Annotated in this window: 27 protein-coding genes; 2 read left to right on the forward strand and 25 right to left on the reverse strand. The window is 61.7% G+C overall.

Features of this window, described 5'->3' with window-relative positions; genetic code table 11:
• Window positions 1-138: 138 nt before the first annotated feature.
• The 3 genes from CVV65_RS09605 to CVV65_RS09615 form a co-directional block, all read right to left on the reverse strand.
• A complete protein-coding gene (locus tag CVV65_RS09605; RefSeq protein ID WP_100667944.1) occupies window positions 139-1065 on the reverse strand; it encodes an RluA family pseudouridine synthase in 927 nt (308 codons plus the stop codon).
• Window positions 1062-1517 (reverse strand): signal peptidase II, encoded by a 456-nt coding sequence (gene lspA, locus CVV65_RS09610; RefSeq protein WP_100667945.1) that lies wholly within the window; start codon window positions 1515-1517, stop codon window positions 1062-1064. Before lspA ends, CVV65_RS09605 begins: the two co-directional genes overlap by 4 nt.
• Before the next feature lie 92 nt (window positions 1518-1609).
• On the reverse strand, window positions 1610-2161 hold the full coding sequence (locus tag CVV65_RS09615) for a TraR/DksA C4-type zinc finger protein (RefSeq protein ID WP_100667946.1): 552 nt from the start codon (window positions 2159-2161) through the stop codon (window positions 1610-1612).
• Between the two features lie 179 nt (window positions 2162-2340).
• On the opposite strand from CVV65_RS09615, the gene CVV65_RS09620 reads away from it, so the two are divergent.
• Window positions 2341-3564 (forward strand): multidrug efflux MFS transporter, encoded by a 1224-nt coding sequence (locus tag CVV65_RS09620; protein ID WP_100667947.1) that lies wholly within the window; start codon window positions 2341-2343, stop codon window positions 3562-3564.
• Between the two features lie 181 nt (window positions 3565-3745).
• On the opposite strand, the gene CVV65_RS17160 is transcribed toward CVV65_RS09620, so the two are convergent.
• On the reverse strand, window positions 3746-4354 hold the full coding sequence (locus CVV65_RS17160; protein ID WP_232796576.1) for a DUF5665 domain-containing protein: 609 nt from the start codon (window positions 4352-4354) through the stop codon (window positions 3746-3748).
• Between the two features lie 109 nt (window positions 4355-4463).
• Here CVV65_RS17160 and CVV65_RS09630 point away from each other — a divergent pair, with 109 nt between their 5' ends.
• Window positions 4464-4652 (forward strand): hypothetical protein, encoded by a 189-nt coding sequence (locus CVV65_RS09630; protein ID WP_100667948.1) that lies wholly within the window; start codon window positions 4464-4466, stop codon window positions 4650-4652.
• 81 nt (window positions 4653-4733) lie between these two features.
• On the opposite strand, the gene CVV65_RS09635 is transcribed toward CVV65_RS09630, so the two are convergent.
• The 21 genes from CVV65_RS09635 to CVV65_RS09735 form a co-directional block, all read right to left on the reverse strand.
• On the reverse strand, window positions 4734-6011 hold the full coding sequence (locus CVV65_RS09635; RefSeq protein ID WP_100667949.1) for a D-alanyl-D-alanine carboxypeptidase family protein: 1278 nt from the start codon (window positions 6009-6011) through the stop codon (window positions 4734-4736).
• A gap of 100 nt (window positions 6012-6111) precedes the next feature.
• Window positions 6112-6927 (reverse strand): purine-nucleoside phosphorylase, encoded by an 816-nt coding sequence (locus CVV65_RS09640; RefSeq protein WP_100667950.1) that lies wholly within the window; start codon window positions 6925-6927, stop codon window positions 6112-6114.
• Window positions 6924-8084, reverse strand: a complete 1161-nt coding sequence (locus CVV65_RS09645) for a phosphopentomutase (protein ID WP_100669368.1) — start codon at window positions 8082-8084, stop codon at window positions 6924-6926. The genes CVV65_RS09640 and CVV65_RS09645 overlap by 4 nt, the downstream gene beginning before the upstream one ends.
• Before the next feature lie 114 nt (window positions 8085-8198).
• On the reverse strand, window positions 8199-9086 hold the full coding sequence (gene xerD / locus CVV65_RS09650; RefSeq protein ID WP_100667951.1) for a site-specific tyrosine recombinase XerD: 888 nt from the start codon (window positions 9084-9086) through the stop codon (window positions 8199-8201).
• Window positions 9087-9176: 90 nt separating this feature from the next.
• Window positions 9177-9410, reverse strand: a complete 234-nt coding sequence (locus CVV65_RS09655; protein WP_100667952.1) for a DUF4227 family protein — start codon at window positions 9408-9410, stop codon at window positions 9177-9179.
• A gap of 156 nt (window positions 9411-9566) precedes the next feature.
• Window positions 9567-10688, reverse strand: a complete 1122-nt coding sequence (gene ald, locus CVV65_RS09660) for an alanine dehydrogenase (RefSeq protein WP_100667953.1) — start codon at window positions 10686-10688, stop codon at window positions 9567-9569.
• A 130-nt stretch (window positions 10689-10818) separates the two neighbouring features.
• Window positions 10819-11313, reverse strand: coding sequence for a ferric iron uptake transcriptional regulator (gene fur / locus CVV65_RS09665; protein WP_100667954.1), 495 nt, complete (start codon window positions 11311-11313; stop codon window positions 10819-10821).
• 57 nt (window positions 11314-11370) lie between these two features.
• On the reverse strand, window positions 11371-11697 hold the full coding sequence (locus tag CVV65_RS09670; protein ID WP_100667955.1) for an RNHCP domain-containing protein: 327 nt from the start codon (window positions 11695-11697) through the stop codon (window positions 11371-11373).
• Window positions 11698-11727: 30 nt separating this feature from the next.
• A complete protein-coding gene (gene spoIIM / locus CVV65_RS09675; protein WP_157935462.1) occupies window positions 11728-12369 on the reverse strand; it encodes a stage II sporulation protein M in 642 nt (213 codons plus the stop codon).
• An 80-nt stretch (window positions 12370-12449) separates the two neighbouring features.
• Window positions 12450-13655 carry an endonuclease Q family protein gene (locus CVV65_RS09680; RefSeq protein WP_100667957.1) on the reverse strand — a complete coding sequence of 402 codons (1206 nt, stop codon included), beginning with the start codon at window positions 13653-13655 and terminating at the stop codon, window positions 12450-12452.
• Window positions 13656-13712: 57 nt separating this feature from the next.
• A complete protein-coding gene (locus CVV65_RS09685; protein ID WP_100667958.1) occupies window positions 13713-14261 on the reverse strand; it encodes an NUDIX hydrolase in 549 nt (182 codons plus the stop codon).
• A gap of 69 nt (window positions 14262-14330) precedes the next feature.
• Window positions 14331-15458: a M20/M25/M40 family metallo-hydrolase gene (locus tag CVV65_RS09690; protein WP_100667959.1), complete on the reverse strand. Its 1128-nt coding sequence runs from the start codon at window positions 15456-15458 to the stop codon at window positions 14331-14333.
• On the reverse strand, window positions 15455-16981 hold the full coding sequence (locus CVV65_RS09695) for an acyl-CoA carboxylase subunit beta (RefSeq protein WP_100669370.1): 1527 nt from the start codon (window positions 16979-16981) through the stop codon (window positions 15455-15457). The genes CVV65_RS09690 and CVV65_RS09695 overlap by 4 nt, the downstream gene beginning before the upstream one ends.
• Window positions 16982-17033: 52 nt before the next feature.
• Window positions 17034-17867 carry a methylmalonyl-CoA epimerase gene (gene mce / locus CVV65_RS09700; protein WP_100667960.1) on the reverse strand — a complete coding sequence of 278 codons (834 nt, stop codon included), beginning with the start codon at window positions 17865-17867 and terminating at the stop codon, window positions 17034-17036.
• Window positions 17868-17957: 90 nt separating this feature from the next.
• On the reverse strand, window positions 17958-19622 hold the full coding sequence (locus tag CVV65_RS09705; RefSeq protein ID WP_100667961.1) for an acyl-CoA mutase large subunit family protein: 1665 nt from the start codon (window positions 19620-19622) through the stop codon (window positions 17958-17960).
• A gap of 110 nt (window positions 19623-19732) precedes the next feature.
• Complete coding sequence (locus CVV65_RS09710) at window positions 19733-19918, reverse strand: hypothetical protein (protein ID WP_100667962.1); 186 nt, start codon at window positions 19916-19918, stop codon at window positions 19733-19735.
• Between the two features lie 110 nt (window positions 19919-20028).
• On the reverse strand, window positions 20029-20952 hold the full coding sequence (gene lipA, locus CVV65_RS09715; protein ID WP_232796577.1) for a lipoyl synthase: 924 nt from the start codon (window positions 20950-20952) through the stop codon (window positions 20029-20031).
• A 24-nt stretch (window positions 20953-20976) separates the two neighbouring features.
• On the reverse strand, window positions 20977-22260 hold the full coding sequence (locus tag CVV65_RS09720; RefSeq protein WP_100667964.1) for a dihydrolipoamide acetyltransferase family protein: 1284 nt from the start codon (window positions 22258-22260) through the stop codon (window positions 20977-20979).
• A 12-nt stretch (window positions 22261-22272) separates the two neighbouring features.
• Window positions 22273-23256, reverse strand: coding sequence for an alpha-ketoacid dehydrogenase subunit beta (locus CVV65_RS09725; RefSeq protein ID WP_100667965.1), 984 nt, complete (start codon window positions 23254-23256; stop codon window positions 22273-22275).
• A 51-nt stretch (window positions 23257-23307) separates the two neighbouring features.
• Complete coding sequence (locus CVV65_RS09730; protein WP_100669372.1) at window positions 23308-24300, reverse strand: thiamine pyrophosphate-dependent dehydrogenase E1 component subunit alpha; 993 nt, start codon at window positions 24298-24300, stop codon at window positions 23308-23310.
• A gap of 59 nt (window positions 24301-24359) precedes the next feature.
• Complete coding sequence (locus CVV65_RS09735; RefSeq protein WP_100669374.1) at window positions 24360-25433, reverse strand: Glu/Leu/Phe/Val family dehydrogenase; 1074 nt, start codon at window positions 25431-25433, stop codon at window positions 24360-24362.
• Window positions 25434-25637: the final 204 nt, after the last annotated feature.

The raw sequence follows: 25637 nt of genomic DNA on the forward strand, positions 1-25637 counted from the left end.
CCCCCGGGTACAAAAAAACCTTTGCCCGCCGGCAAAGGTGAATAATCCGCCTCACCCCTCCTTACCGGCCTCGCGGGACCTGTTTCAAGGAAGGCCTATCCTTGTTCTCGCCTATCATACCGCGCGCCCTCCACGTCGTCAACCCCTGAGTTCAGCGATGAGATCCAGCATATCCTCGGGCAACGGCGACTCGAAGCGCACCCGCTCCCCGGTGCGAGGGTGATCAAAGCCGAGCACACCGGCGTGAAGCGCCTGCCCCTTCATCCCCAGGGAACGCCGGGGACCGTATTTCGGATCTCCGATCACCGGAAAGCCGATGAACTCCATGTGCACCCGAATTTGATGCGTCCGTCCGGTCTCCAGGCGCAGCCGCAGCAGCGTCGCCCGGGCAAAGCGCTCGATCACGATAAAATGGGTCACCGCCGGCCGGCCGCCCCTCACCACTGCCATCTGCTGCCGGAGATGAGGATGGCGCCCCACCGGGGCGTCCACCGTTCCGTGATCGTGGGGAACCACCCCGTGGACCAAGGCGAGATACTCCCGATCCACAGTGTGGTCGTGAAACTGCTTGGCCAAGCCCATATAGGCGAGGTCCGTTTTCGCCGCCACCAAAAGGCCCGACGTGTCCCGGTCGATTCGGTGCACGATCCCCGGCCGCAAAAACCCGCCCAAACGCGACAGTCGCCCACAGTGGGCGAGAAGCCCGTGAACCAGCGTGCCCCGGGAGTGGCCCGGAGCCGGGTGAACCACCAACCCCCGGGGTTTGTCCACCACCACCACATCTTCGTCCTCGAATACGATCTTCAAAGGTATGGGCTCGGGCACAAGCTCCGAGGGTTCGGGCTCCGGCGGCTCTACCAGCACGTCTTCCCCCGGGCGCACCCGGTGGCTGGCCTTCACCGGCCGCTCCCCGACCCGCACCCGCCCCTCGTCAATCCATCCCTGAATCTGCGACCGGGACGTACCCGCCAACCGCTCAGCCAAGAAACGATCCAATCGTTCCCCGGCCTCCTCCGGGTCCACCACAAACCAGAGGGTATCTCGCTCCAGAGCCTCTTCCTTCACGATTCCTTCTCCTTATGCACAGTGCGACCGGCCAAAAGGGCATCCACCACCATCCACGCTACGGCAATGGTGATACAGCTGTCCGCCACATTAAAGATGGGAAAATGAATGATCCGCACATCGAGAAAATCGATAACCCGCCCGATGACCAGCCGGTCCCAGAGATTCCCCACCGCGCCCCCGAGCAACAACGCCAAAGCAATCCGGGTGGAACGGCGCCGGGTCCGCCGTTTGGCCGACAGAATCCCGGCGATGACCACCAGAGTAACCGCCACGAACAACCAGCGCTGATTCTGCAGCATGCTGAAAGCCGCCCCGGCATTTTCATGATAAGTAATATGAAATACGCCGGGCCACACCGGGATTGTCTGTCCCAGCTCCATGCTGTGACTCACCCAGTACTTCGTCAACCAGTCCACCAGCCAGACCAGAAAAGCCCCGACATAAAACATGGCTTCACCCCGTCCAATACCTAAGCGCCCCCAGTGTATCACAGGCCGGAGATCAGCCGCAACGCCGCTTGCGGGCAGGCATTCACCCACCCTCACCCCTCGTCGTCATCATCGTCCGACTGGGGGCTAAAGGTTCTCACCACATCGCTGGACGTGCCATAGAAGGCCACGTCCTGCCAAGCATCCTCCCCGTCGTACCCCGTCTGGTCCTGCCCGTCCATAAACGTCCTCCCAAACCCCGGAGCGAGAAAGGCCTCTTCCACCGGCCTGTTGTCATCCCCTTCCCGATCGTCCTCGCGCTGCTGGCAACCCATGCACAAACCCGCCGCCGGATCGGCCTCCAACCGGGCTTCCCCGATGGGGCGGCCGCACCGCTCGCACACCCCGTAAGTCCCCCGGTCGATCCTCGCCAGCGCCTCTTGAACCTGATCGAGCCTGCGGAATCCCGCTTCCCGAAGCGCCATGTCTTTGCCCCGTTCGAACATGTCGCTGCCTAGATCGGCCGGATGATTGTCGTAGCCCGAGAGCTCCCCCACGGAATCGTTCATCGGCCGGTCGAGGCCGAACCCGCCATTTCGCCCCAGCCTCTCGGATAACTCCGCCGCCTCTTGTACCAGCCGCTGGCGCAGCGCCTCCGTCTCCACGTGTTTCCCCCTTTCTCCCGCGTCCCCCGCGGGACTTGCCTCTTGGGCTAGTGTTTCTGCCCGGGATCGGAACCATGCAGAAGGGGTGACACCCTGGAGGGGCCCTTTTTCATCTTGACAAGGATTTTATAATAATATTAACGTAAGTGAATGTTTCGTGGGACGAAAGGGATACAACCATGATATTATGGAAACGAAATCTTCTCATCGCATGGATCGGGTCCTTCGCCACCACTGCCGGGATGAGTTTGGTCATCCCGTTTCTTCCGCTGTACATTCGACTACTGGGCGTCCAGAGCACGGCGGAAGTGGAACAGTGGGCGGGCATGGCCTTCGGCTCGACCTTCCTCATGTCAGCCATCGTCTCGCCAATCTGGGGGCGCCTCGCCGACCGCCGAGGGAGGAAACTGATGCTTCTGCGAGCGAGCTTGGGGATGGCCATTGTGATGACGGCGATGGGATTCGTGACCAGTGTCTACCAACTGGTGGGCCTGCGGCTGCTGATGGGGGCGGTGTCTGGGTACATCGCCGCGGCCATCACCTTGATCGCCACCCAGACGCCAAAGGAACACTCCGGATGGGCCCTGGGAACCCTGTCCACGGGCACCGTGGGCGGCAACCTCATGGGGCCGCTCATCGGGGGGTATCTCGCCGAAGCGATCGGGCTTCGGCACGTCTTTTTTGTGACCGGCGGCTTCATGATGCTCGCCTTTCTCATCACCCTCATCTTTGCCAAAGAACATTTTGCGCCGCCGAAACCGACACCCCAGGCCAAAGGAGGATTCTGGGCCCAGATCCCCAATCGGCGAACCCTTTGGGCCCTCTTTCTGACGACCTTCATGTTGCAGTTGGCCAACATGTCCATTGAGCCCATCGTCACCGTCTACGTGACGCAACTGGCGGGGAACACCGAACACATCGCCCTCATCTCCGGCGCCGTGGTCGCGGCGGCCGGGTTCGCCAACGCGATGACCGCCTCGTGGCTCGGCAGAATCTCCGACCGGTTGGGCCCGCACCGAATTCTGTTCGCGGCTCTTCTGGTCGGTGCCCTGGTGTTTATTCCCCAGGCCTACGTCCGCACGCCCTGGGAGCTCCTCGGTTTACGGTTGCTCCTCGGGGTGTGTATGGCGGGAATGTTGCCCTCGATCAACTCCCTGATCAAACGCAACGTCCCCGAGGCCATGGCCGGGCGGGTTTTCGGATACAACCAATCCGCCCAATATCTGGGGAACATCGGGGGGCCACTGCTCGGCAGCCAGACCGCCGCCCATTTCGGGTTTCACTATGTGTTCTTTTCCACCAGCTTTTTGCTCCTCGTCAACGCCCTGTGGCTTCGATACACGGAGAAACACGCGGGGTTGGTGCACGGTTCTCGTCACCGGCACCGCCTTAACACCGGCTGACCTCCCGGTTGCGTCACGAGGTCCAAAAAGGCCCTGTGAATCGTGTTCCGGGGAGAGAAAATCCCGGCCCGGAACACCTTCCTTCCAGCCCGCCGGGTCCGCACCGAAGTCCGGACATGTCTCCGGGCGGGATCTTGTGACCCGGGGGACCGAGCTCCCCTGCCCCGGGCGGGGGCTCTGCTCAGGGCACCCGGGGCGTGTGCAACTGAGCCTGGACGATTTTGACGAGTTCCGCGATAAAACCGCCGATCACCGGGAGGTTGTACACCGCCAGGGCCTGCAGGAGATAGACAAGGAGCGCGGCAATCAGGGTAAACCCCACCCCGATGCCCACCCCCCGGGACAGGCCGCTGATCAGATTGATCCAGATCAGTCGGGATGGCCTGGTCACCATATATACATATTCGGCAAAATTCCCTCTCTCCAGATAAGCCGCCAAGGTCCGAAGAGGTTCCTCGATCCTGGCGGCGGTTTCGGCCACCCTTCGGGTCGCTTCCCCTTCCCGCTCAGGCCCCCCGGATCCGCCCCGGCCTTCCCGATTCCCATCGCCGTCCCCGCGGCTGCCCGTAGCGTCCGCACCAAGGGGGTGACGGGAAATCGGATCAGGAGACCCGGTGCCGACACTTTTCCCACACTGCGGAACCTTCGGCCCACCCCCGGGAGGGGGGCCGACGACGCCACTCCGCTCCCCGCGACCCTCCGGCGGGGTTTCTCCCCGATGGCCCATCCCGAACCGATGATCCCCCTCCCTCCCCCCTCCAGTTCCGGCGACACCCACTCGAATGCGCATAACTTCCCCTCCCCATCCACATCTACGCGGGCCGAGCCGGGGTTATGAGTCGCCTTGTTCCCCTCGCTCTGCTATGATGAAAGTTAGACAGACAGGAGGGACGACGGCTGTGGTGCGCAAACTATCCATCGCCTTGATTTGGATCGGCGGAATCGCCACCGGCGCGGGGTTCGTGGCCCGGGTGGCCTTTGCCTTGGACCCCCGTCCAGCATCTATTTTTTTATCGATCGCTTTTGCGATCTTCCTCATCGGAATGATCTTGTTCATCCTAAGCAATATTTTCCTGCCAAAACCTTAGACGGGAAGTGGCGTGAGCATGGCCAACCCCAGCCCGCCATGGGGCCGCCCCGCCCAGGCCGCCCAGGGTGCACGCCCACCCTCATCGGTCACTCGCCCCCAGCCAATGTCGGCAGGTGCGCCCGAACATCGCCCACCACCCCGCGCGACGGACATCTTTGGCCAGATACAGGGGCGCTGCGCTCACGGGCTGATCGTCCCGATAAACCACCACCTTGCCTACCAAAGCCCCTTTTTTCTTCGGCGCCGCCCCGGGGGAAACCACGACCCGGGCCCGAATCCCTGTTTTCGATTCGCCTCGGCGAAGCAAAACCCCCACACTTTGCCGCACCGTGACCGGGGCTTTTTCCGGGTCTCCTTTGTCCAACCGAACCTGCCCCACCGGATCCCCCGGGCCGTAAAGCTTTACGAATTGGTACTGCCCGAAGGCCCAGTCCAGCATTTGCGTCACTTCGGCGTTCCGCTGTTTCGAGGTCGGCTCTCCCATCACCACGGCGATCACCCGAAAATCGCCTTTTTTCGCCGTGGCGCTCAGACAGTACCGGGCCGACCCGGTGAACCCGGTTTTTAGCCCGTCTACACCGGGGTAAAAGCGGACCAGCTTATTCGTGTTCACGAGCCAGAAAGGACGATCGGTATTTTTTCGCAAATAATCCTCGTACAAAGACGTCCACCTGAGGACCTGGGGGTGTTTCAACAACTCCCTGGACATGATCGCAATATCATAAGCGGACGTATAGTGGCCTTCCGCAGGTAAACCGTTACAATTGACAAAATGGGTGTCCCGCATGCCGAGCTCTTCCGCCCGGCGGTTCATCAGGCTCACGAACTCCGCTTCAGAACCCGCCAAGTATTCGGCCACCGCCACCGAGGCGTCGTTCGCCGAGGCCACGGCAATGCCTTTCATCATATCGTCCAAGGTCATTTCTTCGCCAGGTTCCAAAAAAATCTGCGACCCGCCCATACTGGCCGCCCGTTCGCTGGTGCGAATCCGGTCGCTTAATTGCACCTGTCCCCGTTCCAGCGCCTCGACGGTTAGCAGCATCGTCATGATCTTCGTGATACTGGCAGGCGGCAGTTTTTCGTGGCTATTTTTCTCCATCAAAACCGTCCCGGTGGCGGCGTCCATGAGCACAGCAGAAACCGCGTGTTCCGCCAGCTTGGGGCTTGTCTCCGCCCGCGGCCGTTTGGCCGCCACGGGGCTCCCGGCGTCCGCCCCCGTCGTCGGCTCCAGGCCCGGGACCGACCGAGCCTCTGACGCTACCCCCGCCCCCTTGACTCCGACTTCGGCCGAGGCCACCGTAGGCGATGCAAAAAGCGCGGCGGCGCACAGACCGATCATTCCCGCGCGAAGGTTCATCCCTTCCTCCCTCCTTCACTGCCCTTGCGCATCTAGTGTGTGTCAGGGGGGGAAGGGTTATCCGATATTGACGCGGATTCCCTCCGGCTTTATAACCGGCTTACAGTCGGCTCACGATCTCGGTAATGAGCCCGCTGAACTGCGCGCCGATCCGCCGGCCGGTCTCCAACACCTCTTCGTGGGACAGGGGTTGATCGAGAATCCCCGCCGCCATGTTGGTGATACACGAGATCCCCAGCACCCGCATTCCCGCGTGGCGGGCGGCGATAACCTCCGTCACCGTCGACATTCCCACGGCGTCGGCTCCCAAGACGCGGAGCATGCGAATCTCCGCCGGAGTCTCGAAGGTTGGGCCGAGGAGGCCCGCATACACCCCTTCTTGCAACGGGAGATTGAGCTCCCGGCCCACCTGCCGAGCCAGACCGAGTAACTCCCGGTCATACGCCGCGGACATGTCGGGAAACCGGGGGCCCAGTTCATCGTCGTTGGGCCCCACCAAAGGGTTTTTCCCCGTCAGGTTCAAATGATCTCGAATCAACATCAGGTCTCCCGGACGAAATCCTATATTCACGCCCCCGGAGGCGTTGGTCACGATTAAAATCTCCGCCCCGAGGGTTCGCAGCACCCGCACCGGAAAAGCCACCTGCTCCGGGGTATAGCCTTCATAAAGGTGAAACCGTCCTTGCATCACCGCCGTCGGCACGCCCCCCAGCCGTCCAAACACCAAGCGCCCGGCGTGGCCCACCACCGTGGAAACGGGAAACTCCGGGATCTCTTCGTAGGGCACCACCCGTTTTGCCTCTAACCGATCCGCCACTCCTCCCAGACCCGATCCCAGAATCACCGCCACCCGGGGCTTCTCAGCAAGTCCCTGCTCCAGCCGTTCCGCCACCTCGCGTACCCACTGCGTCTTCATCCCCGCACCTCTTTCCAAAAACTCATCCCCACCTGGGGCGCCGGAACTCCAAAGGCTTCCGCCAAAGTAGCGCCGATATCAGCAAAAGTATCCCTCGCCCCCAGGTCGACCCCCGTTTTCAGCCCCGGTCCCCACACCAACAGCGGCACCCACTCCCGGGTGTGATCGGTACCGGGCGTGGTGGGGTCACATCCGTGGTCCGCCGTGATGATAAGCACATCGTCGTACCGGAGCGCATCGAGGATCTCCGGCATCCGTCGATCGAAGGCTTCCACCGCTCTGGCAAAGCCTATAGGATCGTTCCGATGGCCGTACAGGGAATCAAAATCTACCAGATTCCCATAGATCAGGCCTCGATCCAGCCGCCGCCCCCACTGCACAATTCGGTCCACCCCGTCCATATTGTCCTTGGTATGTACCGCCTCGCCGATCCCCGCCCCACCGTAGATGTCGTGAATCTTGCCAATCCCCACCACCGGCCACCCGGCATCGTGCAACTCATCGAGGACCGTCCGACCGAAGCGCAAAGAGTAATCCCGCCGGCGGTCGGTGCGGACATACCGTCCGTTTTGGCCGACGAAAGGCCGGGCGATCACCCGCCCCACACCGTGTTCCCCCTGGAGCAATCCCCGGGCGACCTCACACATGTGGTAGAGCTCCTCCGGGGGGATCACTTCTTCGTGGGCGGCGATCTGAAAAACGCTGTCCCCCGACGTGTACACGATGGGGCGGCCCGTGCGCACATGTTCCTCCCCGAGCTCTTTCAGGATCTCCGTCCCCGAAGCCGGTCGATTCCCGAGAATTTTTCGCCCGATGGCCTCCTCAAAGGGGTCGATAATCTCCCGGGGAAATCCGTGGGGATAGACGGGCAAAGGGCGGTCCAGCACGACCCCGACAAACTCCCAATGACCGTTCGTTGTATCTTTCCCCACGGAGCGCTCCCTCATCTTTCCATAGCAACCCACGACTTCCTGATCCGCCGGATGGCCCAAATCGACCAGGCGCCCCAATCCTAAACGCTCAAGATGGGGCACCCGGAGGCCGCCCACCGCCTGGGCGATATGACCCAGGGTATTGGCCGCCTCATCCCCGTACCGATCCGCATCCGGTGCGGCGCCGATTCCGCAACTGTCCAGAACGATCCATATCCATCGCAACCCGGCCACTCCCTCCTCGCCTTTTGCCCTTATCCGAAATCGTTCCCCAGCCTTTAGATCCTCGGTTCTCCCGCCTCGGACCTCCCGCGGCGCCCCGCCCTCGGCCCACCCGGCCTAGGCCCGGGGATGGGTGCGCTCGTACACGTCTTTAAGCCGGGTTTGCGTGACATGGGTGTAGATCTGGGTCGTCGAGATATCCGCATGGCCGAGCATCTCCTGGACCGCCCGCAGATCTGCGCCGTTCTCCAACAGATGGGTGGCAAAGGAATGCCGCAGTGTGTGGGGGGTAATGGCCTTCTGAATGCCCGCCGTCCGGGCATATTTCTTTAAAATCTTCCAAAACCCCTGCCGGGTTAACCGTTTGCCCTGGTGATTGACAAAAAGGGCACCAGGATCCCCATTTTTCAATAACCCAGCCCTCCCCCTGGTCAGGTACGCATGGACCGCCTCCAGGGCTGCCGATCCCAGGGGCACAATCCGCTCTTTGGATCCTTTCCCGTAACACTTCACATAACCCATGTTCAGGTTGACATCCGCCACGTTGAGGGACACAAGTTCGGAGACCCGAACCCCCGTGGCATAGAGCATCTCCAACATCGCCCGGTCCCGGAGGGCCATGGGGGTCAATCCCTCGGGCGCCGCCAGGAGCCGTTCGACTTCTTCGACGTTCAACACCCGGGGCAGCCGCTTGTCCGCTTTCGGGGAATCCAGCTGCCCGGTGGGGTCTACCTCGATCAGTCCCTCCCGGGACAAAAATTGATAAAACGACCGCAGGCTAGCCATGTGCCGAGACACGGTGGCCGGCGCCCGGCCCAACTTTTGCAGGTGGGCCAAATACGCCACGATGTGTCGCCGCCCGGTCTCCGGCCAATCCCCGCACCCCGTCCGCCTGAGGAACTCGGAAAAGTCCTCCAGATCACTCCGGTAAGACCCTAACGTGCTCGGCGCCAACCCCTTTTCAATGGCCAAATAGCGAATAAATCGCTCAATCATCGTCTTCATGCCATCGGCCCCCGTCCATCCCACCCCGATCGGATGGTGCGATTCGGTGCCTCGAAAATATTCTACAATTCATGTCGTAAATCCTCCCGCTCACTCCCCCACCCGGTAAAACTCTTGCAGTCTCTGCCAAACCGCCTCCCAGGAAAATTCCTGGGCTGCTGGCCCCTGGACCCGTAGCGCCGGCCCCCGGGGTTCCCGATACGGGTTCCGTGCCTGGTGCTGCTCGTTCCACAACAACCAGGCCTGAAACAGCAAAAAGGCCAGAGCGATGGCGGTACCGAAATACCACCAACTTTCGCTCCGGCTCCGCTGACGGTGGCCCATGCTGATCCCCCCACCGCACTGTATGCTCCGACCCCAGGTTCTATGCCGCCCCGCCCGGCCCGCCGCGCCGGCGCCTTTAGCCCCCGGCCACCCCCGAAAGCCCCCGGGGGCGTTCGCCGCCTAAGGCTGCGACCCTCTGCACGGGCACCCCGGCAGCTACAGGGCAATGGCTTCCTCCAGTGGCGTGTAGGGAACCCCCACCGCCGAGGCCACAGCGGCGTTGGTGACACATCCGTGCACGACATTCACGCCCTTGGCCAAAACCGGGTCGCGATTCACCGCCGCCCGATACCCTTCCTTCGCCAAGGCGGCCACGTATGGAAGCGTGGCGCCGGTCAAAGCCAGGGTCGAAGTTCTCGGCACCGCCCCGGGGATGTTGGCCACCGCATAGTGGATGACCCCGTATTTGACATACGTCGGATCGCTGTGGGTGGTGACCCGGTCCACCGTTTCAATGGATCCCCCCTGGTCGATGGCCACGTCGACGATCACCGAGCCCGGGGACATCTTCTTGACCATACTTTCCGTGACCAATTTTGGCGCCCGGGCCCCGGGGATGAGCACGGCGCCGATCAAAAGGTCGGCTTGGCGCACTTCCTGTTCAATGGCGTAGGCGTTGGACATCACCGTCGTCACCCGGCCGCCGAACAGATCGTCCAACTGCCTGAGTCGCTCGGGATTCTTATCGAGGATCACCACATCGGCACCGAGGCCCACCGCCATTTTCGCCGCTTGAGTGCCCACGGTCCCACCGCCGATGATCACCACCCGAGCCGGATGCACGCCGGGCACCCCGCCGAGGAGTACCCCCTTTCCCCCATTGGGCTTCTCCAAAAACTGGGCCCCAATCTGAACCGACATCCGCCCGGCGACCTCACTCATGGGCGTCAGCAGGGGAAGGGCGCCGCTCGGCAATTGAACCGTTTCATAGGCGATGGCGGTGACCCCCTTTTCTTGCAGGGCCTTTGCCAATTCCGGGGCTGCCGCCAGGTGAAGATATGTAAAAATCACGAGCCCCTCCCGGAAAAATTGAATCTCTCCCGGCTCGGGTTCCTTGACTTTCACGATCATTTCCGCCTGTTGCCAAACCTCGGAAGCCTCGGGTACGATGTCCGCCCCCACGCTCTGGTACTCCCGATCGGTAAACCCGCTGCCCACCCCGGCTCCGGCCTCCACCAGGACCCGATGTCCCGCGTCGACCAAGGCGTGCACCCCGGCCGGTGTCATCGCCACTCGATTCTCGTTATTCTTGATCTCCTTCGGCACGCCGATCACCATGGCGTTTCACTCCTCTCAACATGCAAGGCTCCCCCGATAGCTGCTTTATCCTCAGATTTCCCCGCCTCGACGTATCCTATGTCCGGGCATCCGGCTCCCGCCGGGCCAAACAAAAAGACAGATAGTCGTGCTACCTGTCTTTGGCCACCGAGGGGAGGGCGGTTCCTTCGGTCTTCGTTTTCTCTTGACATTCTCGACAGTATCCGAGAAAACTGACCCGGTGGTCCACAATTCGAAAACGGTGTCTCGTTTCGATACTCCGTTCCAGATCCCCCAAAAGATCTTCGATCTCCGACACCTTGCCGCAATCCAGACAAATCAGATGGTGATGGTGGTGAGGCTGATCTCTTTCCCGAAACTCGTACCGCGCCACTCCGTCACCAAAATTCAACTTCTCGATGATTCGCAGGTCGACTAAAAGTTCAAGGGTTCGATACACCGTGGCCAGCCCAATGTCCGGCGCTTTGTGCTTGACGAGCATAAACACCTCTTCGGCACTGAGGTGCGCTTCTTGATTCTCCAGGAGAACCCTCAGCGTGGCCTCCCGTTGAGGGGTCAACTTTAGCTGTTCGGCGTGCAAGAGCTTTTTGATCTGCTGCAACCGATCCGCAAGCCTCTCCTCCACTCCTGCACCCCCCGTCCGTCTCTCTGATTTGATTATAGGACGTCCGGTTTTCCTCTGTCAAACTTTCCCTTGTAGCAAGGCCAAGGCCGCCTCCAGCGAGTCCGGCTGCACCCGGGCTTCAAAGAATAGCTTGTTCCGGGAGATGTGGCCGCAGCTGAGGCACCGGTGGACCACCCGATAGCCCTTCTTCCCGTCGTATTCCACCGCCACCGGTTCCATCGGCCCCCCGCAGGCCGCCGCCCGGTCCCCGGGGAGCTCGTCCACGTGCAAAGACCACAGGCAACGGGGGCAATGGTTCCGGCAACTCCCGGGAAGGGGGGCCACTGCGAGGCCGCAGTGCACACAAACGAAAGATTCGTTTCGAACCGTAAAGCGTTTGGCCATTTTCTCCCGCCCCCTCTCTGCCAAAGGCACTCAGTGAATCAATCGGCTGACCGCAAGGGTCATCAATCGGGCGGACACCAGCCCCTCCACTCCGGCGGCGACAAGAGCAACCCCCGCCATCATCATCACCAGCAAAGAGTAGCCGCGAAGATGGTCCGCCAGTTGCCCTCGGCCTTGGCGGGCAAACCCGACCCGGATCAGCTCCAGGGAGAAAGCGATGCCCGCCGTGGCACAAGCCATGAGAGCAGGTACGGTGAGGAGATTCTGGGGCAACATCCCCGCCATCGAAATCACAAAGCCCGGCCAGGCATATTTTTCGACAAAAAATGCCACTGAAAACCCGATCACGAATCCCTTTAGGAAAACCATCCCGACGATCAGGGGCAGCCCGATAATCGACAGGCCAAAGATCCATATGAATGCCACCCACCGCAGGTTCACCGCAGCCGCGTGGCGCACGACGTCCCCGGGCGCCGCTCCTTGACCCGCCGTGAGCATCGTGAGAAAACTGCCGACTTCGTCAGCGAGCAGTTGTTTTTGGGATGGACCCAGGGATCCTTCGATGATCGCTCCAAAGAAAACGCCCACGAGAAACAGCACGGCCACAAACCGGTAGAGCCCGCTACGGGTCTGAAGGTGCAGGTCGGCGGCTTGACGCCATCGGGATTTCACCTCTGCGCCCTCCTTGTCCAAGATGTTCCATACTTATGCTGGACAAGGAGCGGCTATGAACGCCCGCCGCCGGAAACCCGTCACACAACGACCCCGCCGTACCGGCCGCCTCCGCCGGTGCGCAGGGTCAATCGCCCTTCCCGGGCCCGGATCACCAGATCAGCCAGCCCTTCACCCACCACCTCCGCCAGGGCCTCCCGGGAGGCCCGGTGGAGCACCCCCATTTCACTGCCGAAAGCCTTGAGGAGGGCCGAGCGGCGTTTGGGTCCGAGACCCGGAATAAATGACAGAGGCACTTGACGCACATAGGGCGGACGCCCGGGGGGGTGCCGGGGTTCGTCGAGGTCGGCCACCTGGGTGAGGCGATCCAGGACCCCCATCACCGTCTGGGAATTGCCGCACACCGGGCATGTGGTCACCGGGGGCGGATCCGAAGCCACAGTGCCACAGCGGGGGCAAGCGGTCCGGTGGTATTTGCCCAAAGATGGATCGAGGCCGTAGTTGCCCGTCACCGCCCGGCCATCCCGGCTGTGGAGGGCGAGGCGAATCTCTTCGAAGCTCGGTTCCCGGAGGCGAAATCGGTTGTACTCCCGGGCAATCCGGCCGGTGGAATGTGCATCCGAATCGCTCACAAAGGCGAAGGACTGAAGTTCCGAAATCCGATCCGCCATGTCGGTGTCGGCGCTGAGGCCGAGCTCTACGGCATCGACCTCATCTGGGTCCACCATGTCCGCCATGTGAGTCACACAGTTTCCGTACAGACCTTTATGAGGGGTAAAGGCGTGATGGATAATGAACAATCCGCCCAGCCGCCGGCACTCCTCCTGAAGATCGATGGCGTCCGCCCGAATCCGTTGGGAGCTGAGAGTTGGATTGGTCACCCGTTCTGACAACCACGCCGAGAATTCCCGAAGTTCACCCAAACCCGGAAGCCAAACGCCGAAATGAGCCGCTCCTCCCTCCGGGCCGGCCACTTCGATCTCAGCGCCGGTCAGGAGCAAGGTGCGATCCCGGAAAATCAACCCACCCCCGGAATGGGGCCGCAGGACACCGCTGTCGACCAGTTCCTGAACCTCTTCCAGGACGCCGGTGCAGGCGGCGTCCACGATTCCGATCACATCAAGACCCTTGCGCTGGGTCGCTTCCTCCAACACCGCCGGAAGGGTCATCGCTGCTGAAGCGGCCATTTTGACCGGCCGCCCCTGGAGCGTTCGCCCGATGTGGACATGGAGATCGACAAACCATTCACCAAAACCACCCACGGCCGACGGGACGTCTTCTACCAAAGCGCCGCCCCCTTTCCCTGTGCCGGCCCAATAGGGTGCCTCCGCACCAGGTCGGCGTTATTTTTCGGACCTGCGGCCGGCCCACCACTGGAGGGCTACCAAGGTTTTCGCGTCGCAAAAGAGGCCGCTCGCCAGGCCGTGGCGCACTTCCTTCGGGGACATGGACGAGACCTCGAGAAATTCGTCCTCATCGGGGTGACTGGCGCCTGGGGTCAGGCCGGTCGCGTAATACACGTACATGACCTCGTCCGAAAAGCCCGGGGAGGTGAAAAAGCGTGTAACGAATTTCCAGTGGCCCGCCCGGTAGCCCGTCTCCTCTTCGAGTTCCCGCTTGGCACAGGCTAGGGGATCCTCGCCGGGTTCCAGTTTTCCCGCCGGCACCTCCTTGGACATGCGACCAATGGGGTAGCGAAACTGATCCACCAGCACCACGTGGCCCTCATCCGTTTCCGCCACCACAGCAACAGCCCCGGGGTGGCGAACCACCTCCCGGGAGGTGCGTCCGCCGCCGGGCAATTCCACTTCATGCACCTCCACGGTGAGCACCCGGCCGGAAAACACCGTGGTCACTCCCAGGGTCTTCTCACCGACCTCTGAACTAGCCAACCTTCCTCACCCCCGTGCATCATCTGACAACCCCGAGCAGCGTTTTTCCCATGGGCGACCTCCGGGCCGTTATTCCTCGGCCGACCCGGCAAGAGCCAGGGCCAGGCGAACCCCGTCCGCCAAAGCACGCACCTTCACCGACTCCCGGAGGCTATGGGCATCTTCATATCCCACTCCCAGGGCGATCGTCGGCAAACCCCGGGCATTGAGGACATGGGCATCACTGCCTCCGTCGGCTTCCCCAAAACGGATGGGCACGCCGAGCTGCCGGGCCGCCTGGCAAAAGCGTAGGACCACGGGGTCCATGGGCTCCACGTTCATCGCCGGGAACAGGACCGCCGTCCGCACCTCGGCGTGCAGCCGATGACTCTCCGCCGATTGACGAACGCTCTGGCCAATGCGGTCCATTTTTTCCCATACACGTTGGGAATCGTACCCCACCACTTCGGCGGTAATGCTCATGGTCCCTTCGCCCCGGGCGAAACCCCCGATGGAGAGAATCCGAGCCTCAATCCCGTGCTCCCTCCGCTTCAACCCCATCCCGGCCAGGGCCGCCGCAGCCGCCCGACCGGGGCTCGACCCCAGCTCCCGCCGTCCCCACCGCCGGGATCTCACTTGCGGCAAAAAAGCCCCCCGCACCACCCCCTGGGCCGGCCCCCGCAGCACCGCCGATCCCACCGGGCCCGGCGCATCGAACACAAAACCGCATCTGGCCGTCAGGCGGTCGACGTCAAACACTTTGGCGCCCATCAGCCCCACTTCTTCTCCGACGGTGAACAGAATCTCCAAAGGAGCATGGGGAGCGCGCCGCTCCACAAGCAACCGAACGGTCTCCAGCAAGATCGCCACGCCGGCTTTATCGTCCGCCCCCAGGGGGCGCGACCCGTCTCCGACGATGCGGTCGCCATGAAGGTGTGGGCTCGCTTTGGCCCCTCCGCCCCGGGTATCCAGATGGGCGACAAACAGAAGCGGCGTGCGGCCCTCACTCCCGGGCAGCCGAACCAACAGATTGCCCGCCGTTCCGCCAATCAACCGCCCGGCCCGATCTTCTTCCACCGCCACCCCCAGCTGCCCGAGCCGCCGGCGCACATAATCGGCCATTCGCCGCTCACCCCGGGAAGGGCTGGGGATCTGAACCAAACGAAAAAACTCTTTGACTACCCGGTCCTCCAGCGCTGACTTTTCGCCGCCTTTCATAACGGAATGTTGCCGTGTTTTTTCGCCGGCCTCGATTCTTGTTTCTCCTCCAGGATCTCCAGGGCTTCTTTTAGTTTACGCCGGGTCTCCCGGGGATCGATGACATCGTCCACCATGCCATAGGAGGCGGCCACATAAGGATTCGAAAACCGCGCCCGATATTCGGCGATTTTTTCGGCTCGGGTGGCAGCGGGATCCGGACTTTCTTCAATCTCCCGGGCAAAAATGATATTCGCCGCACCTTCGGGGCCCATGACGGCGATTTCCGCGATGGGCCACGCATAAACCAGATCCGCCCCGATGGCCTTACTGTTCAGGGCCACATAAGCCCCGCCGAAGGCCTTGCGGAGAATCACCGTGATCTTCGGTACCGTGGCCTCGGAGTAGGCGTACAAAATCTTCGCTCCGTGGCGAATGATTCCCCCGTGCTCCTGCTTGACGCCGGGGATAAAGCCGGTCACATCTTCAAAGGTGATCAAAGGTATGTTGAAACTATCGCAAAAACGGATGAACCGGGCGATCTTGTCCGAGGAATCGATGTCCAGGCCCCCGGCCATGAATTTCGGATTGTTGGCGATGATCCCCACCGGGCGGCCGTCGATTCGGGCAAACCCCACCACGGCATTTTTGGCGAACTGAGGATGGACTTCCATAAAATCGCCGTCGTCCACCACCCGCTCGATGACCCGGCGGACATCGTAGACCTTCGTCCCGTCCACCGGCACCAAATCGATCAGCTCTTCCTCCCAGCCGTCGTCGTCCCGGGCGCTCGTCCGGGGCGGTTTTTCCCGACTATTGCTCGGCAAAAACGAAAGCAGCCGCCGAACTTGGCCCAGGACCTCTTCCTCCCCAGGCCCCGTAAAATGCGCTACACCGCTCAAACACCCGTGCACTTTGGCGCCGCCCAGATCGTTCGACGAAATCGACTCCCCGGTCACCGCCTCGATCACCTTCGGGCCGGTGATAAACATTTGACTGGTTCCTTCGACCATGAAAATAAAATCGGTGATCGCCGGGGAATAGACCGCCCCACCGGCACAGGGACCCATGATCACCGAAATCTGGGGTACCACGCCGGAATAGATCGAGTTCCGATAAAAAATCTGCCCATACCCGTCCAGGGAGACGACCCCTTCTTGAATCCGGGCACCTCCGGAGTCGTTCAACCCGATGATGGGGCAACCGTTTTTCGCCGCCAAATCCATGATCTTGGCGATCTTTTGCGCATGCATCTCCCCCAGGGCACCGCCGAACACCGTGAAATCCTGGGCAAACACGTAAACCGTCCGCCCGTCCACCTTTCCGTATCCCGTTACCACCCCTTCACCGGGCGCTTCCACTTTATCCAAGCCGAATAAGGTGCCCCGGTGTTCAATGAAGGGGTTCAATTCCCGAAAGGTGCCGGGATCCAGCAGGATCTCCAACCGTTCCCTGGCCGTCAGTTTGCCCCGGTCGTGCTGCTGGGCGATCCGGCGGTCGCCACCGCCGAGCTCCACCTTCCGCCGGCGCTCTTCCATCTCCATGATTTTCTCGATCAACGGGATAAAGCCTCCTTACTTGCCTCGATCATCCTCTTTAGTCTTCCACCCGCTGGCAGAACTCCGTCAACACGCCCCCGGCGCTTTTCGGATGAACAAAGCCGATCAGCTTTCCATGTCCGCCCGGCCGGGGCTCTTCGTCGATCAGCCGCAGCCCGGCCTTTTTCGCCCGGCGCAGCCGGTCGGCCACATCTTTGACCCGGTAGGCCACGTGGTGAATGCCCGGGCCCCGCTTGTCGAGGAATTTGGCCACCGGACTATCGGGGCTCGTGGGCTCCAGCAACTCGATGGTGCTTTCCCCCACGGCGAGAAAAGCCGTGGTCACCTGTTGATCTTCAATCACTTCCTGGTGGATCAGTTTCATCCCGAGCTGCTCGGTATAAAAGGGCAGGGCCTCCCTTAAAGAAGTCACCGCAATACCAATGTGATCAATCTGCTCCGGCGGTTCGGGAAGATCTTCCTCCCCCCCTTCCCGGGGCCGCACATGAGTGCGAATGAATTCCGCCGTGTCCTGGATGGACGTCCCCGGGGTGAACACTTCGGCGATCCCCGCCGCCTTGAGGGCGGGAATGTCTTCCCGGGGAATCACCCCGCCGCCCACCACCAGGATGTCTTCAGCCCCTCGCTCCCGGAGCAAGCGCACCACCTCGGGAAACAACTCCATGTGCGCCCCGGAGAGGGACGACAACCCGATGCAGTCCACGTCCTCCTGGAGTGCTGCCGCCACGATCTGTTCGGGAGTTTGTCGTAGTCCTGTGTAGATCACTTCCATTCCGGCATCCCGAAGCCCTTGGGCGATCACCAGCGCCCCTCGGTCATGGCCATCGAGACCCGGCTTGGCCACTAACACGCGAATGCGACGTTGTGCCATCCGGCACCTCTCCTTTCCTCCATCACTGCTTGCAAACTTCTCAGCTGGGCGGCCGGTCGCAACAACCGACTGGTCGTTTCAATCTCGTCTCTACCACTGGGCCGGGCGGTACTCCCCGAATACGTCCCGGAGCACGCCACAAATTTCCCCGAGGGTGGCATACGCACGCACCGCATCCAAGATGGGGGGCATGAGGTTATCCGTCCCCATCGCCGCTTCTCGCAAGCGATTCAAGGCCTGCTCCACCGCGGACGCGTTGCGGCCCGACCGAAGTTTGGCCAGTTCTTCCCGCCGGCGCTCCCCGAGCTGTGGATCTACCCGCAACAGCTCCGGTTCTGGCTCATCCTCAATCCGGAAGGCGTTCACCCCCACCACAATCTCGTCGCCATTCTCGATCGCCATCTGGGTCTCGTAGGCCGCATCCCGGATTTCCTGCTGCATATACCCCATCTCCACGGCTTGCACGGCCCCGCCCATCTCGTCGATCTTCTCGATATATTCCATGGCCCGGCGCTCGATCTCATCGGTGAGCTCTTCCACATAATACGAACCGGCCAAGGGATCCACCGTATCGGCGACACCACTCTCATAGGCGATGATCTGCTGGGTTCGCAGGGCAATCCTCGCCGATTCCTCGGTGGGCAGCGCCAAGGCTTCGTCCCGGCTGTTTGTGTGCAGGCTCTGGGTTCCGCCCAGTACTGCAGCCAGGGCCTGAAGCGTCACCCGAACGATGTTGTTGTCCGGCTGCTGGGCCGTGAGCGTCGAGCCCCCCGTCTGGGTATGGAACCGCAGTTGCCACGACTTCGGATCCTTGGCGCCAAAGCGCTCCCGCATGATTCGCGCCCACATCCGGCGGGCCGCTCGGAATTTGGCCACTTCTTCAAAAAAGTGATTATGCGCATTGAAAAAGAACGACAACCTCGGCGCAAAATCATCCACGTCCAGCCCCCGGTCCACCGCCGCTTGCACATAGGCGATGCCGTTGGCCAGGGTGAAGGCCAACTCCTGAACCGCCGTGGCCCCGGCTTCCCGGATATGGTAGCCGCTGATGCTGATCGTATTCCAATGGGGTACCTTTTCACTACAATAGGCGAATACATCGGTGATGAGCCGCATGGAGGGCTTGGGCGGAAAAATGTACGTACCCCGGGCCACATATTCTTTCAAGATATCGTTCTGCACCGTCCCCCCGAGCTTTTCCGCGGGGACTCCCTGTTTCTCGCCTACGGCGATGTACATGGCTAGAAGCACCGACGCCGGCGCGTTGATGGTCATCGAGGTGGTCACTTTATCCAAAGGAATCCCATCGAATAATTGCTCCATGTCCGCCAAGGACGATATGGCCACCCCCACTTTGCCCACTTCTCCCCGGGCCATGGGATGATCCGAGTCGTAGCCGATCTGGGTGGGAAGATCAAAAGCCGTGGACAGCCCCGTCTGTCCCTGTTCCAGCAGGTAACGAAACCGCCGGTTGGTTTCCTCCGCCGTTCCGAATCCTGCGTATTGTCGCATTGTCCAGAAGCGGCCTCGGTACATAGTCCTCTGCACCCCGCGGGTATAGGGAAACTCCCCAGGGAAACCGACATTCTCTAAATAGCGGCGCAACTCTCTTTTCTCCCCGCCCTGGGGAACGTACAACCTGCGCACTGGAATGCCGGAAGATGTCGTAAAGGACGTTTTCCGTTCCGGGCGCTTTTTCAACGCGTGCTCCGTTTTCCTCTCCCATTCTTCATACCGTTCTTCAAAATCGGTCATTCTTTTTCACTCCTCTTTCGCTGCCGACCGTAACGTCTTCGATTATAGCATTCGACCTTTAAATGCGCATCGAAGAAAGACAAAGCCCGCCGACTCGGCGGGCAAAAATATCAGGTTTTATCGGCCATCGTGCGCTTGCGAGCCTTGTAGTCCCCCGGGTGATGGGCCCTCACCTGGGACCGCTGGGACTTGGCCTCCCTGGCCCGGGGCTTTCCCGGAGGCTTGTACAACTCGGTGGCAAACTCTTCGTGGGCAAAGTCCCGCTTGTTGCGAAAGATGTCCTTGTTATTGGGCATCAAGTGCACCTCCACGAAAGATGGCGGTACGGCCCTATTGTGTCCGGAGCACCGAGAAGCCATCCCTCGGAGAAGCTATACTCGGAGTGCCTGAGACGCTCCCACATTCCCTAAACGCCCTCCGCCCCCGAGAGCCGGGCTTCGCGAACCGCTTCCACCTGCTCATGGGCATGGTACGAACTTCGCACCAAAGGCCCCGATTCTACATGGCGGAAGCCGCGCTTCAGTCCTTCCTCCTTGAGTTGCGCGAACTCGTCAGGTGTGTAATACCGATCCACAGCCAAATGTTTCCGGGTCGGTTGCAGGTATTGACCGATGGTGAGGATGTCACAATCCACCGCCCGAAGGTCGTCCATGGTGGCGAGGATCTCCTCCCAGGTCTCTCCAACCCCCACCATGATGCTCGATTTGGTGGGAATCCGCGGGGCGATCGCCTTGGAACGCCGCAACAGTTCCAGAGATCGCTCGTATTTGGCCCGGGATCGCACCCGATCCGAGAGCCGCCGCACCGTCTCCACATTGTGATTGAGGATATCCGGCCCGGCTTCCAGCACTTTTCGCAAAGACATCTCTTGTCCCTGAAAATCCGGGATCAGCACTTCCACCGAACAACCCGGCGCCCGGCGGCGGATGGCCCTGATGGTGGAGGCGAAAATTTCCGCCCCCCCGTCCTCCAGGTCGTCCCGGGCCACCGATGTCACCACCACGTGGCGAAGGCCCATGGCCACCGTCGCCTCCGCCACCCGCTCCGGCTCTTGTAGATCCAGTTCCGTCGGCCGGCCGCTGGTGACGGCGCAGAACCGACAGGCCCGGGTGCAAATCCGGCCCAGGATCATGAACGTCGCTGTACGGTGTGACCAACACTCAAAAAGGTTCGGGCACCGGGCCTCTTCACAAACCGTGTGAAGGGTTTGCCCCCGCATGAGAGCCTTGAGTTCGCGATAATTCTCCCCGGTGCGCAACTGGATTTTAAGCCAATCCGGGCGGCGGCCCTGCCCCGCCGGAGTCCCGGATATCACTCGCAACTCGTCCAAGCCCATCCCACCTCGCCCGTTCGACTAGATCCCTCCATCCTCCCGATAGGCTTCCAGCCGCCTTTTGACGCTCTGCAGGAACCTGCCCGAGATCCAGCCATCCAACACCCGATGGTCCAAGGATAGACACAGGTTGACCATCGAACGGATGGCGAGCATATCGCCGGGCATGACCACCGGGCGCTTGACAATGGCCTCCACGCTGAGGATCGCCGCCTGGCCGCCGTTTAGGATCGGCTTGGATAACACCGATCCAAATGCCCCGGTGTTATTGACGGTAAAGGTACCGCCCTCCATATCCTGGGTTTTCAGCCGCCCCTGCCGGGCTCGGGTGGCCAGATCATGCAAGGCGTGGGCCAAGCCCGTAATCGAGAGACGGTCGGCGTCCCGGATTACCGGCACAAACAGGGCGTCCTCGGTTGCCACCGCCACGGAAAGGTGGATCCGCTTCTTCATTATAATCCGATCGTCCGCCCAAGACGAATTCAGGATGGGAAATTCCCGCAAGGATTCCGCCACCGCTTTGAGAAAAAAGGGCATAAAAGTCAGAGGGATTCCTTCCCGCCGCCGAAAATCCTCTTTGATCCTATCCCGCAACCGCACCAGTCCCGTGACATCCGCTTCCACCATCGTCCAGGCATGGGGCGCCGCATGAACGCTCTCCACCATATGCCGGGCAATGGCCCGGCGGATCGGCGAAGCTTCGATCACTTCCACGTCGTCCGGAGTTTGTTCCGCCAGGGCCGTCTCCCCGGTCAGAATCCCTTGGCTCGCCCCCGCGGGCCGGGGAGCGCTCTGCATTGTCGCCCCTTCCAGCCAGGCGAGCACATCCCGCCGGGTCACTCTGCCCCCCGCCCCGGTTCCGGGGATCCCTTCCAGGCGGACATTGTATTCCCGGGCCAGTTTCCGCACCGCCGGGGAATACCGCCCCCGAAGCCCGCTCCCCGAAGCACCGGCCACACCGGATCGACCGTCCCGGCCGCGGGCGGACTCCGGCCCCGCCGCCTGCGGAACCTTCGCCGGCCCGGACCCGGCCCCAGCACCAGAACCGGAAGCCCGCGGCACCCCTGAGGTAAAAGTCTCCATCAACGCCACGGGAGTGCCCGCCGCCACCGTTTCTCCTTCCTGCACCAGGTGGCGCATGAGAATGCCGTCGGCCTCAGCGGGCAACTCCGCCGTCACTTTATCCGTGATAATCTCGGCGATGGGCTCATAGCGATGAACCGGTTCCCCAACCTGTTTCAACCACCGGGACAAAGTCCCCTCGGTGACACTTTCACCTAATTTTGGCATTTTGATTTCGATCATCCCGGCCCCTCCTCAAAACCGCGCCAGTTCCCGCATCGCCTCGGCAATCCGAGGCGCCGTCACCAGATACGATTTTTCCAATTCGCGATTGAAGGGCATCGCCGGGATCTCCGGCCCGGCAAGGCGCATCACCGGCGCATCCAGCGAAAAAAGGGCTTTCTCCGCGATGAGGGCGGATACCTCGGCTCCAACCCCGCCCACCTTGTTGTCCTCGTGGATGATCATCACTTTTCCCGTCTTATCCGCCGCTTCGAGAATGGCGGCCTCATCCAGGGGGCGCAGGGTCCGAAGGTCGAGCACGTGAGCCGAGATCCCCTCTTTCTCCACCTCTGCCGCAGCTTCCAAGGCGGTGTGCAGAGTCATGCCATAGGAGATCACCGTGATGTCCGTCCCCTCCCGGGCCACCCGGGCTCGACCGATGGGCACCACATAATCCTCCTCCGGCACCTCCCCCTTGATCGAGCGATAACATTTTTTGTGTTCAAAAAATAGCACCGGGTCATCGTCTCGAATCGCAGATTTGAGCAGGCCCTTCACGTCATAGGGAGTCGCCGGCGCCACCACCTTCAGCCCCGGCACATGGTAAAACAGGGCTTCCACACTTTGGGAATGGTACAACGCCCCGTGGACGCCCCCGCCGTAAGGCGCCCGGATCACCAGAGGACAATACCAGTCATTGTTGGAGCGATAGCGCATTTTCGCCGCTTCACTGATGATTTGATTCACCGCGGGAAGGATAAAATCGGCAAACTGGATCTCCGCCACCGGGCGCATTCCGTAAAGGGACGCCCCGATGGCCACGCCCACAATGGCCGACTCCGCCAAGGGCGCATCCAACACCCTCTCCGGGCCGAATTGTTCGATCAGTCCCACAGTGGCGCGAAATACGCCGCCCCGAACTCCTACATCCTCACCCAACACGAATACAGAAGAATCCCGTTCCATTTCTTCCCGAAGCGCGTCCCGTACCGCCTCAATGTACGTTTTTACCGCCATACTTCCCACCCCCGGCCCGATTCTCCGCCCAGGCCCCTCTCGATCTCCTGGTCATGCTTCCCGATAGACAAATCGCAGGACGTCCGCGGGATCGGGATCCCTTGCTTGCTCCGCGTAGGCCGTGGCTTCGTCCACTTCCGCCCGCACCTCGTGATCCAGGGCGCGAAGCGTGTCCTCGTCCGCCACCCCTGACGCGATGAGATACTCCGCAAATTGCGGAAGGGGATCCCTGCGCCGGGCGTCTTCCAATTCTTCCTTGGTCCGATAGGTGCGATCGTCGTCATCGCTGGAATGGGGCGTCAGGCGAACCGTCATCGCTTCCACCAGAGTCGGTCCATCCCCCCTCCGGGCCCGCTCCACCGCCGTTTTGACGGCATGGTAAACGCCGAGAACGTCGCTCCCGTCCACCACGACCCCGGGGATTCCATACCCCGCCGCCCGGTCGGCCACACTGGGGGTGGCCAATTCCTTGGAAGTTGGCACCGAGATGGCGTAGCCGTTGTTCTGACAGAAAAATACGACCGGCAACCGATGCACCGCGGCGAAGTTCAATCCTTCATGAAAATCTCCCTGGTTGCTCGACCCTTCCCCAAAGGAGACGTAGGCCACCACATCGTCCCCTCGCATCCGGGCCGCCAGGGCGATGCCCGCCGCGTGGGGAATCTGGGTGGACACGGGGCTGGACCCCGAGACGATGCGGTGCTTCCGGCTTCCAAAATGGTTCGGCATCTGCCGTCCCCCGCTGTTCGGGTCCTCGGCCTTGGCATGGGCTGCCAAAAGCAAATCCCGGGGTGTCTGCCCGAAAGCCAACACCACGGCCACATCCCGGTAATAGGGCAACACGTAATCTTTCTGCCGATCCAGGGCGAATGCCGCCCCGACCTGGGCTCCTTCGTGGCCTTGACACGAGATGACAAACGGGATTTTTCCGGCGCGGTTGAGCACCCACATGCGTTCATCCACCCGGCGGGCCGTGAGCATCACGCGATACATGGCCAAAAGGTCTTCTCCGCTCAATCCCAGGGCTTCATGGCGGTTTCTCATCTCCACACTCACCGGTGCCGCCTCCTCTTATTCAACCATTTGAGCTTCATTGCATCCGTTTAACTGTGCACCACGAAAGTGCTCCGCACCTGCCGAAGGACCGCGATTCTCTCCTCGGCCAGGCGGTCCGCCGCTTGATGGGCCGGGATCCTTTTTTCCCGGGCCAAGGCGAACACATCCCGAACCCGGTCGTAGATCCCTTCCACCCGGGCCCTCACCCGCTCCGGGCGGTACCCTTCCAGTTCATCCGCCACGTGAATCACACCGCCGGCGTTCGCCACATAATCCGGCACGTAAAGGATACCCCTCGCCTCAAGTTCGGCCCCGTGTCGGTCCTCCGCCAGTTGGTTGTTCGCTGAACCGGCCACAATCCTGCACTTAAGCCGGGGGATCGTGCCGTCATTGATGACTCCGCCCAGGGCACAAGGGGCGAACACATCCGCCGGGACATCGTAGATGCCCTCAAGATCCACCGCTTCGGCGCCAAACTCCCGAACCGCCCGCTGCACCGCTTCTTCCCGAAGGTCGGTCACCACGAGCTCCGCCCCCGCTTGGTGAAGAAGCTTACACAAGTGATATCCGACGCTCCCCAGCCCCTGAACCGCCACGGCGCGTCCCGCGGGATCGTCGCTGCCGTACACCTCGGCAAGGGCGGCCTGGATGCTGCGGAAAACGCCCAAGGCCGTCATGGGGCTCGGATCTCCTCCGCCCCCGGCCGCCACCGAGACGCCGGTCACATAAGGGGTCTCAAGGCGGATCCAATCCATCTCCCGGGTGGTGGTCCCCACATCTTCGGCGGTAATATACCGCCCGCCCAGGCTCTGCACGTAGCGGCCGAAGGCCCGGAACAGCGCTTCCGTCTTTTCCGTTCGCGGATCCCCGACGATTACCGCCTTGCCCCCGCCAAAATTCAAACCGGCCATGGCCGTTTTATAGGTCATTCCCCGGGCCAAGCGCAGCGCGTCCACCACCGCCTCAGCCTCGGAAGCGTACGTCCACATGCGGCATCCGCCCAGCGCTGGCCCGAGGGTCGTGTCATGAATGGCGATCACCGCCTTCAGGCCCGAAGAAGCGTCCTGGCAAAACATCACCTGCTCGTAATCTAGCGACGTCATCGTCCGGAAAATCTCCATGTCCGCTCCTCCATTCCCCGCACAGATCATCTTGAGAACATTCAGGTCCGGCCGCACCACCCACACCTAACCCCGGGTGGACCACAGAGTTTGTAAATTCCTGTGAACCTATACGGTTCGCAAGAACCATGCCAAGGGCGGGATGGAATAAAATTGGCGCCGGTTCGCATTACCGACGCCCGATTCCACCGGCTTCTGAATACC

The organism is Kyrpidia spormannii (genome assembly GCF_002804065.1).
Classification (GTDB): domain Bacteria; phylum Bacillota; class Bacilli; order Kyrpidiales; family Kyrpidiaceae; genus Kyrpidia; species Kyrpidia spormannii.

Coding starts and splice junctions, on each gene's coding strand:
- CVV65_RS09730 (WP_100669372.1), bottom strand. CDS start 24,300: ATGAGAAACCGCCATGAAGCCCTGGGATTGAGCGGAGAAGACCTTTTG.
- CVV65_RS09670 (WP_100667955.1), bottom strand. CDS start 11,697: ATGGCCAAACGCTTTACGGTTCGAAACGAATCTTTCGTTTGTGTGCAC.
- CVV65_RS09635 (WP_100667949.1), bottom strand. CDS start 6,011: ATGAACCTTCGCGCGGGAATGATCGGTCTGTGCGCCGCCGCGCTTTTT.
- ald (WP_100667953.1), bottom strand. CDS start 10,688: ATGGTGATCGGCGTGCCGAAGGAGATCAAGAATAACGAGAATCGAGTG.
- CVV65_RS09690 (WP_100667959.1), bottom strand. CDS start 15,458: ATGAAAGGCGGCGAAAAGTCAGCGCTGGAGGACCGGGTAGTCAAAGAG.
- CVV65_RS09705 (WP_100667961.1), bottom strand. CDS start 19,622: ATGACCGATTTTGAAGAACGGTATGAAGAATGGGAGAGGAAAACGGAG.
- lspA (WP_100667945.1), bottom strand. CDS start 1,517: ATGTTTTATGTCGGGGCTTTTCTGGTCTGGCTGGTGGACTGGTTGACG.
- CVV65_RS09725 (WP_100667965.1), bottom strand. CDS start 23,256: ATGGCGGTAAAAACGTACATTGAGGCGGTACGGGACGCGCTTCGGGAA.
- CVV65_RS09735 (WP_100669374.1), bottom strand. CDS start 25,433: ATGGAGATTTTCCGGACGATGACGTCGCTAGATTACGAGCAGGTGATG.
- CVV65_RS09695 (WP_100669370.1), bottom strand. CDS start 16,981: ATGGAGATGGAAGAGCGCCGGCGGAAGGTGGAGCTCGGCGGTGGCGAC.
- CVV65_RS09720 (WP_100667964.1), bottom strand. CDS start 22,260: ATGATCGAAATCAAAATGCCAAAATTAGGTGAAAGTGTCACCGAGGGG.
- CVV65_RS09620 (WP_100667947.1), top strand. CDS start 2,341: ATGATATTATGGAAACGAAATCTTCTCATCGCATGGATCGGGTCCTTC.
- CVV65_RS17160 (WP_232796576.1), bottom strand. CDS start 4,354: ATGCGCATTCGAGTGGGTGTCGCCGGAACTGGAGGGGGGAGGGAGGGG.
- CVV65_RS09710 (WP_100667962.1), bottom strand. CDS start 19,918: ATGCCCAATAACAAGGACATCTTTCGCAACAAGCGGGACTTTGCCCAC.
- CVV65_RS09655 (WP_100667952.1), bottom strand. CDS start 9,410: ATGGGCCACCGTCAGCGGAGCCGGAGCGAAAGTTGGTGGTATTTCGGT.
- xerD (WP_100667951.1), bottom strand. CDS start 9,086: ATGAAGACGATGATTGAGCGATTTATTCGCTATTTGGCCATTGAAAAG.
- CVV65_RS09640 (WP_100667950.1), bottom strand. CDS start 6,927: ATGAAGACGCAGTGGGTACGCGAGGTGGCGGAACGGCTGGAGCAGGGA.
- mce (WP_100667960.1), bottom strand. CDS start 17,867: ATGGCACAACGTCGCATTCGCGTGTTAGTGGCCAAGCCGGGTCTCGAT.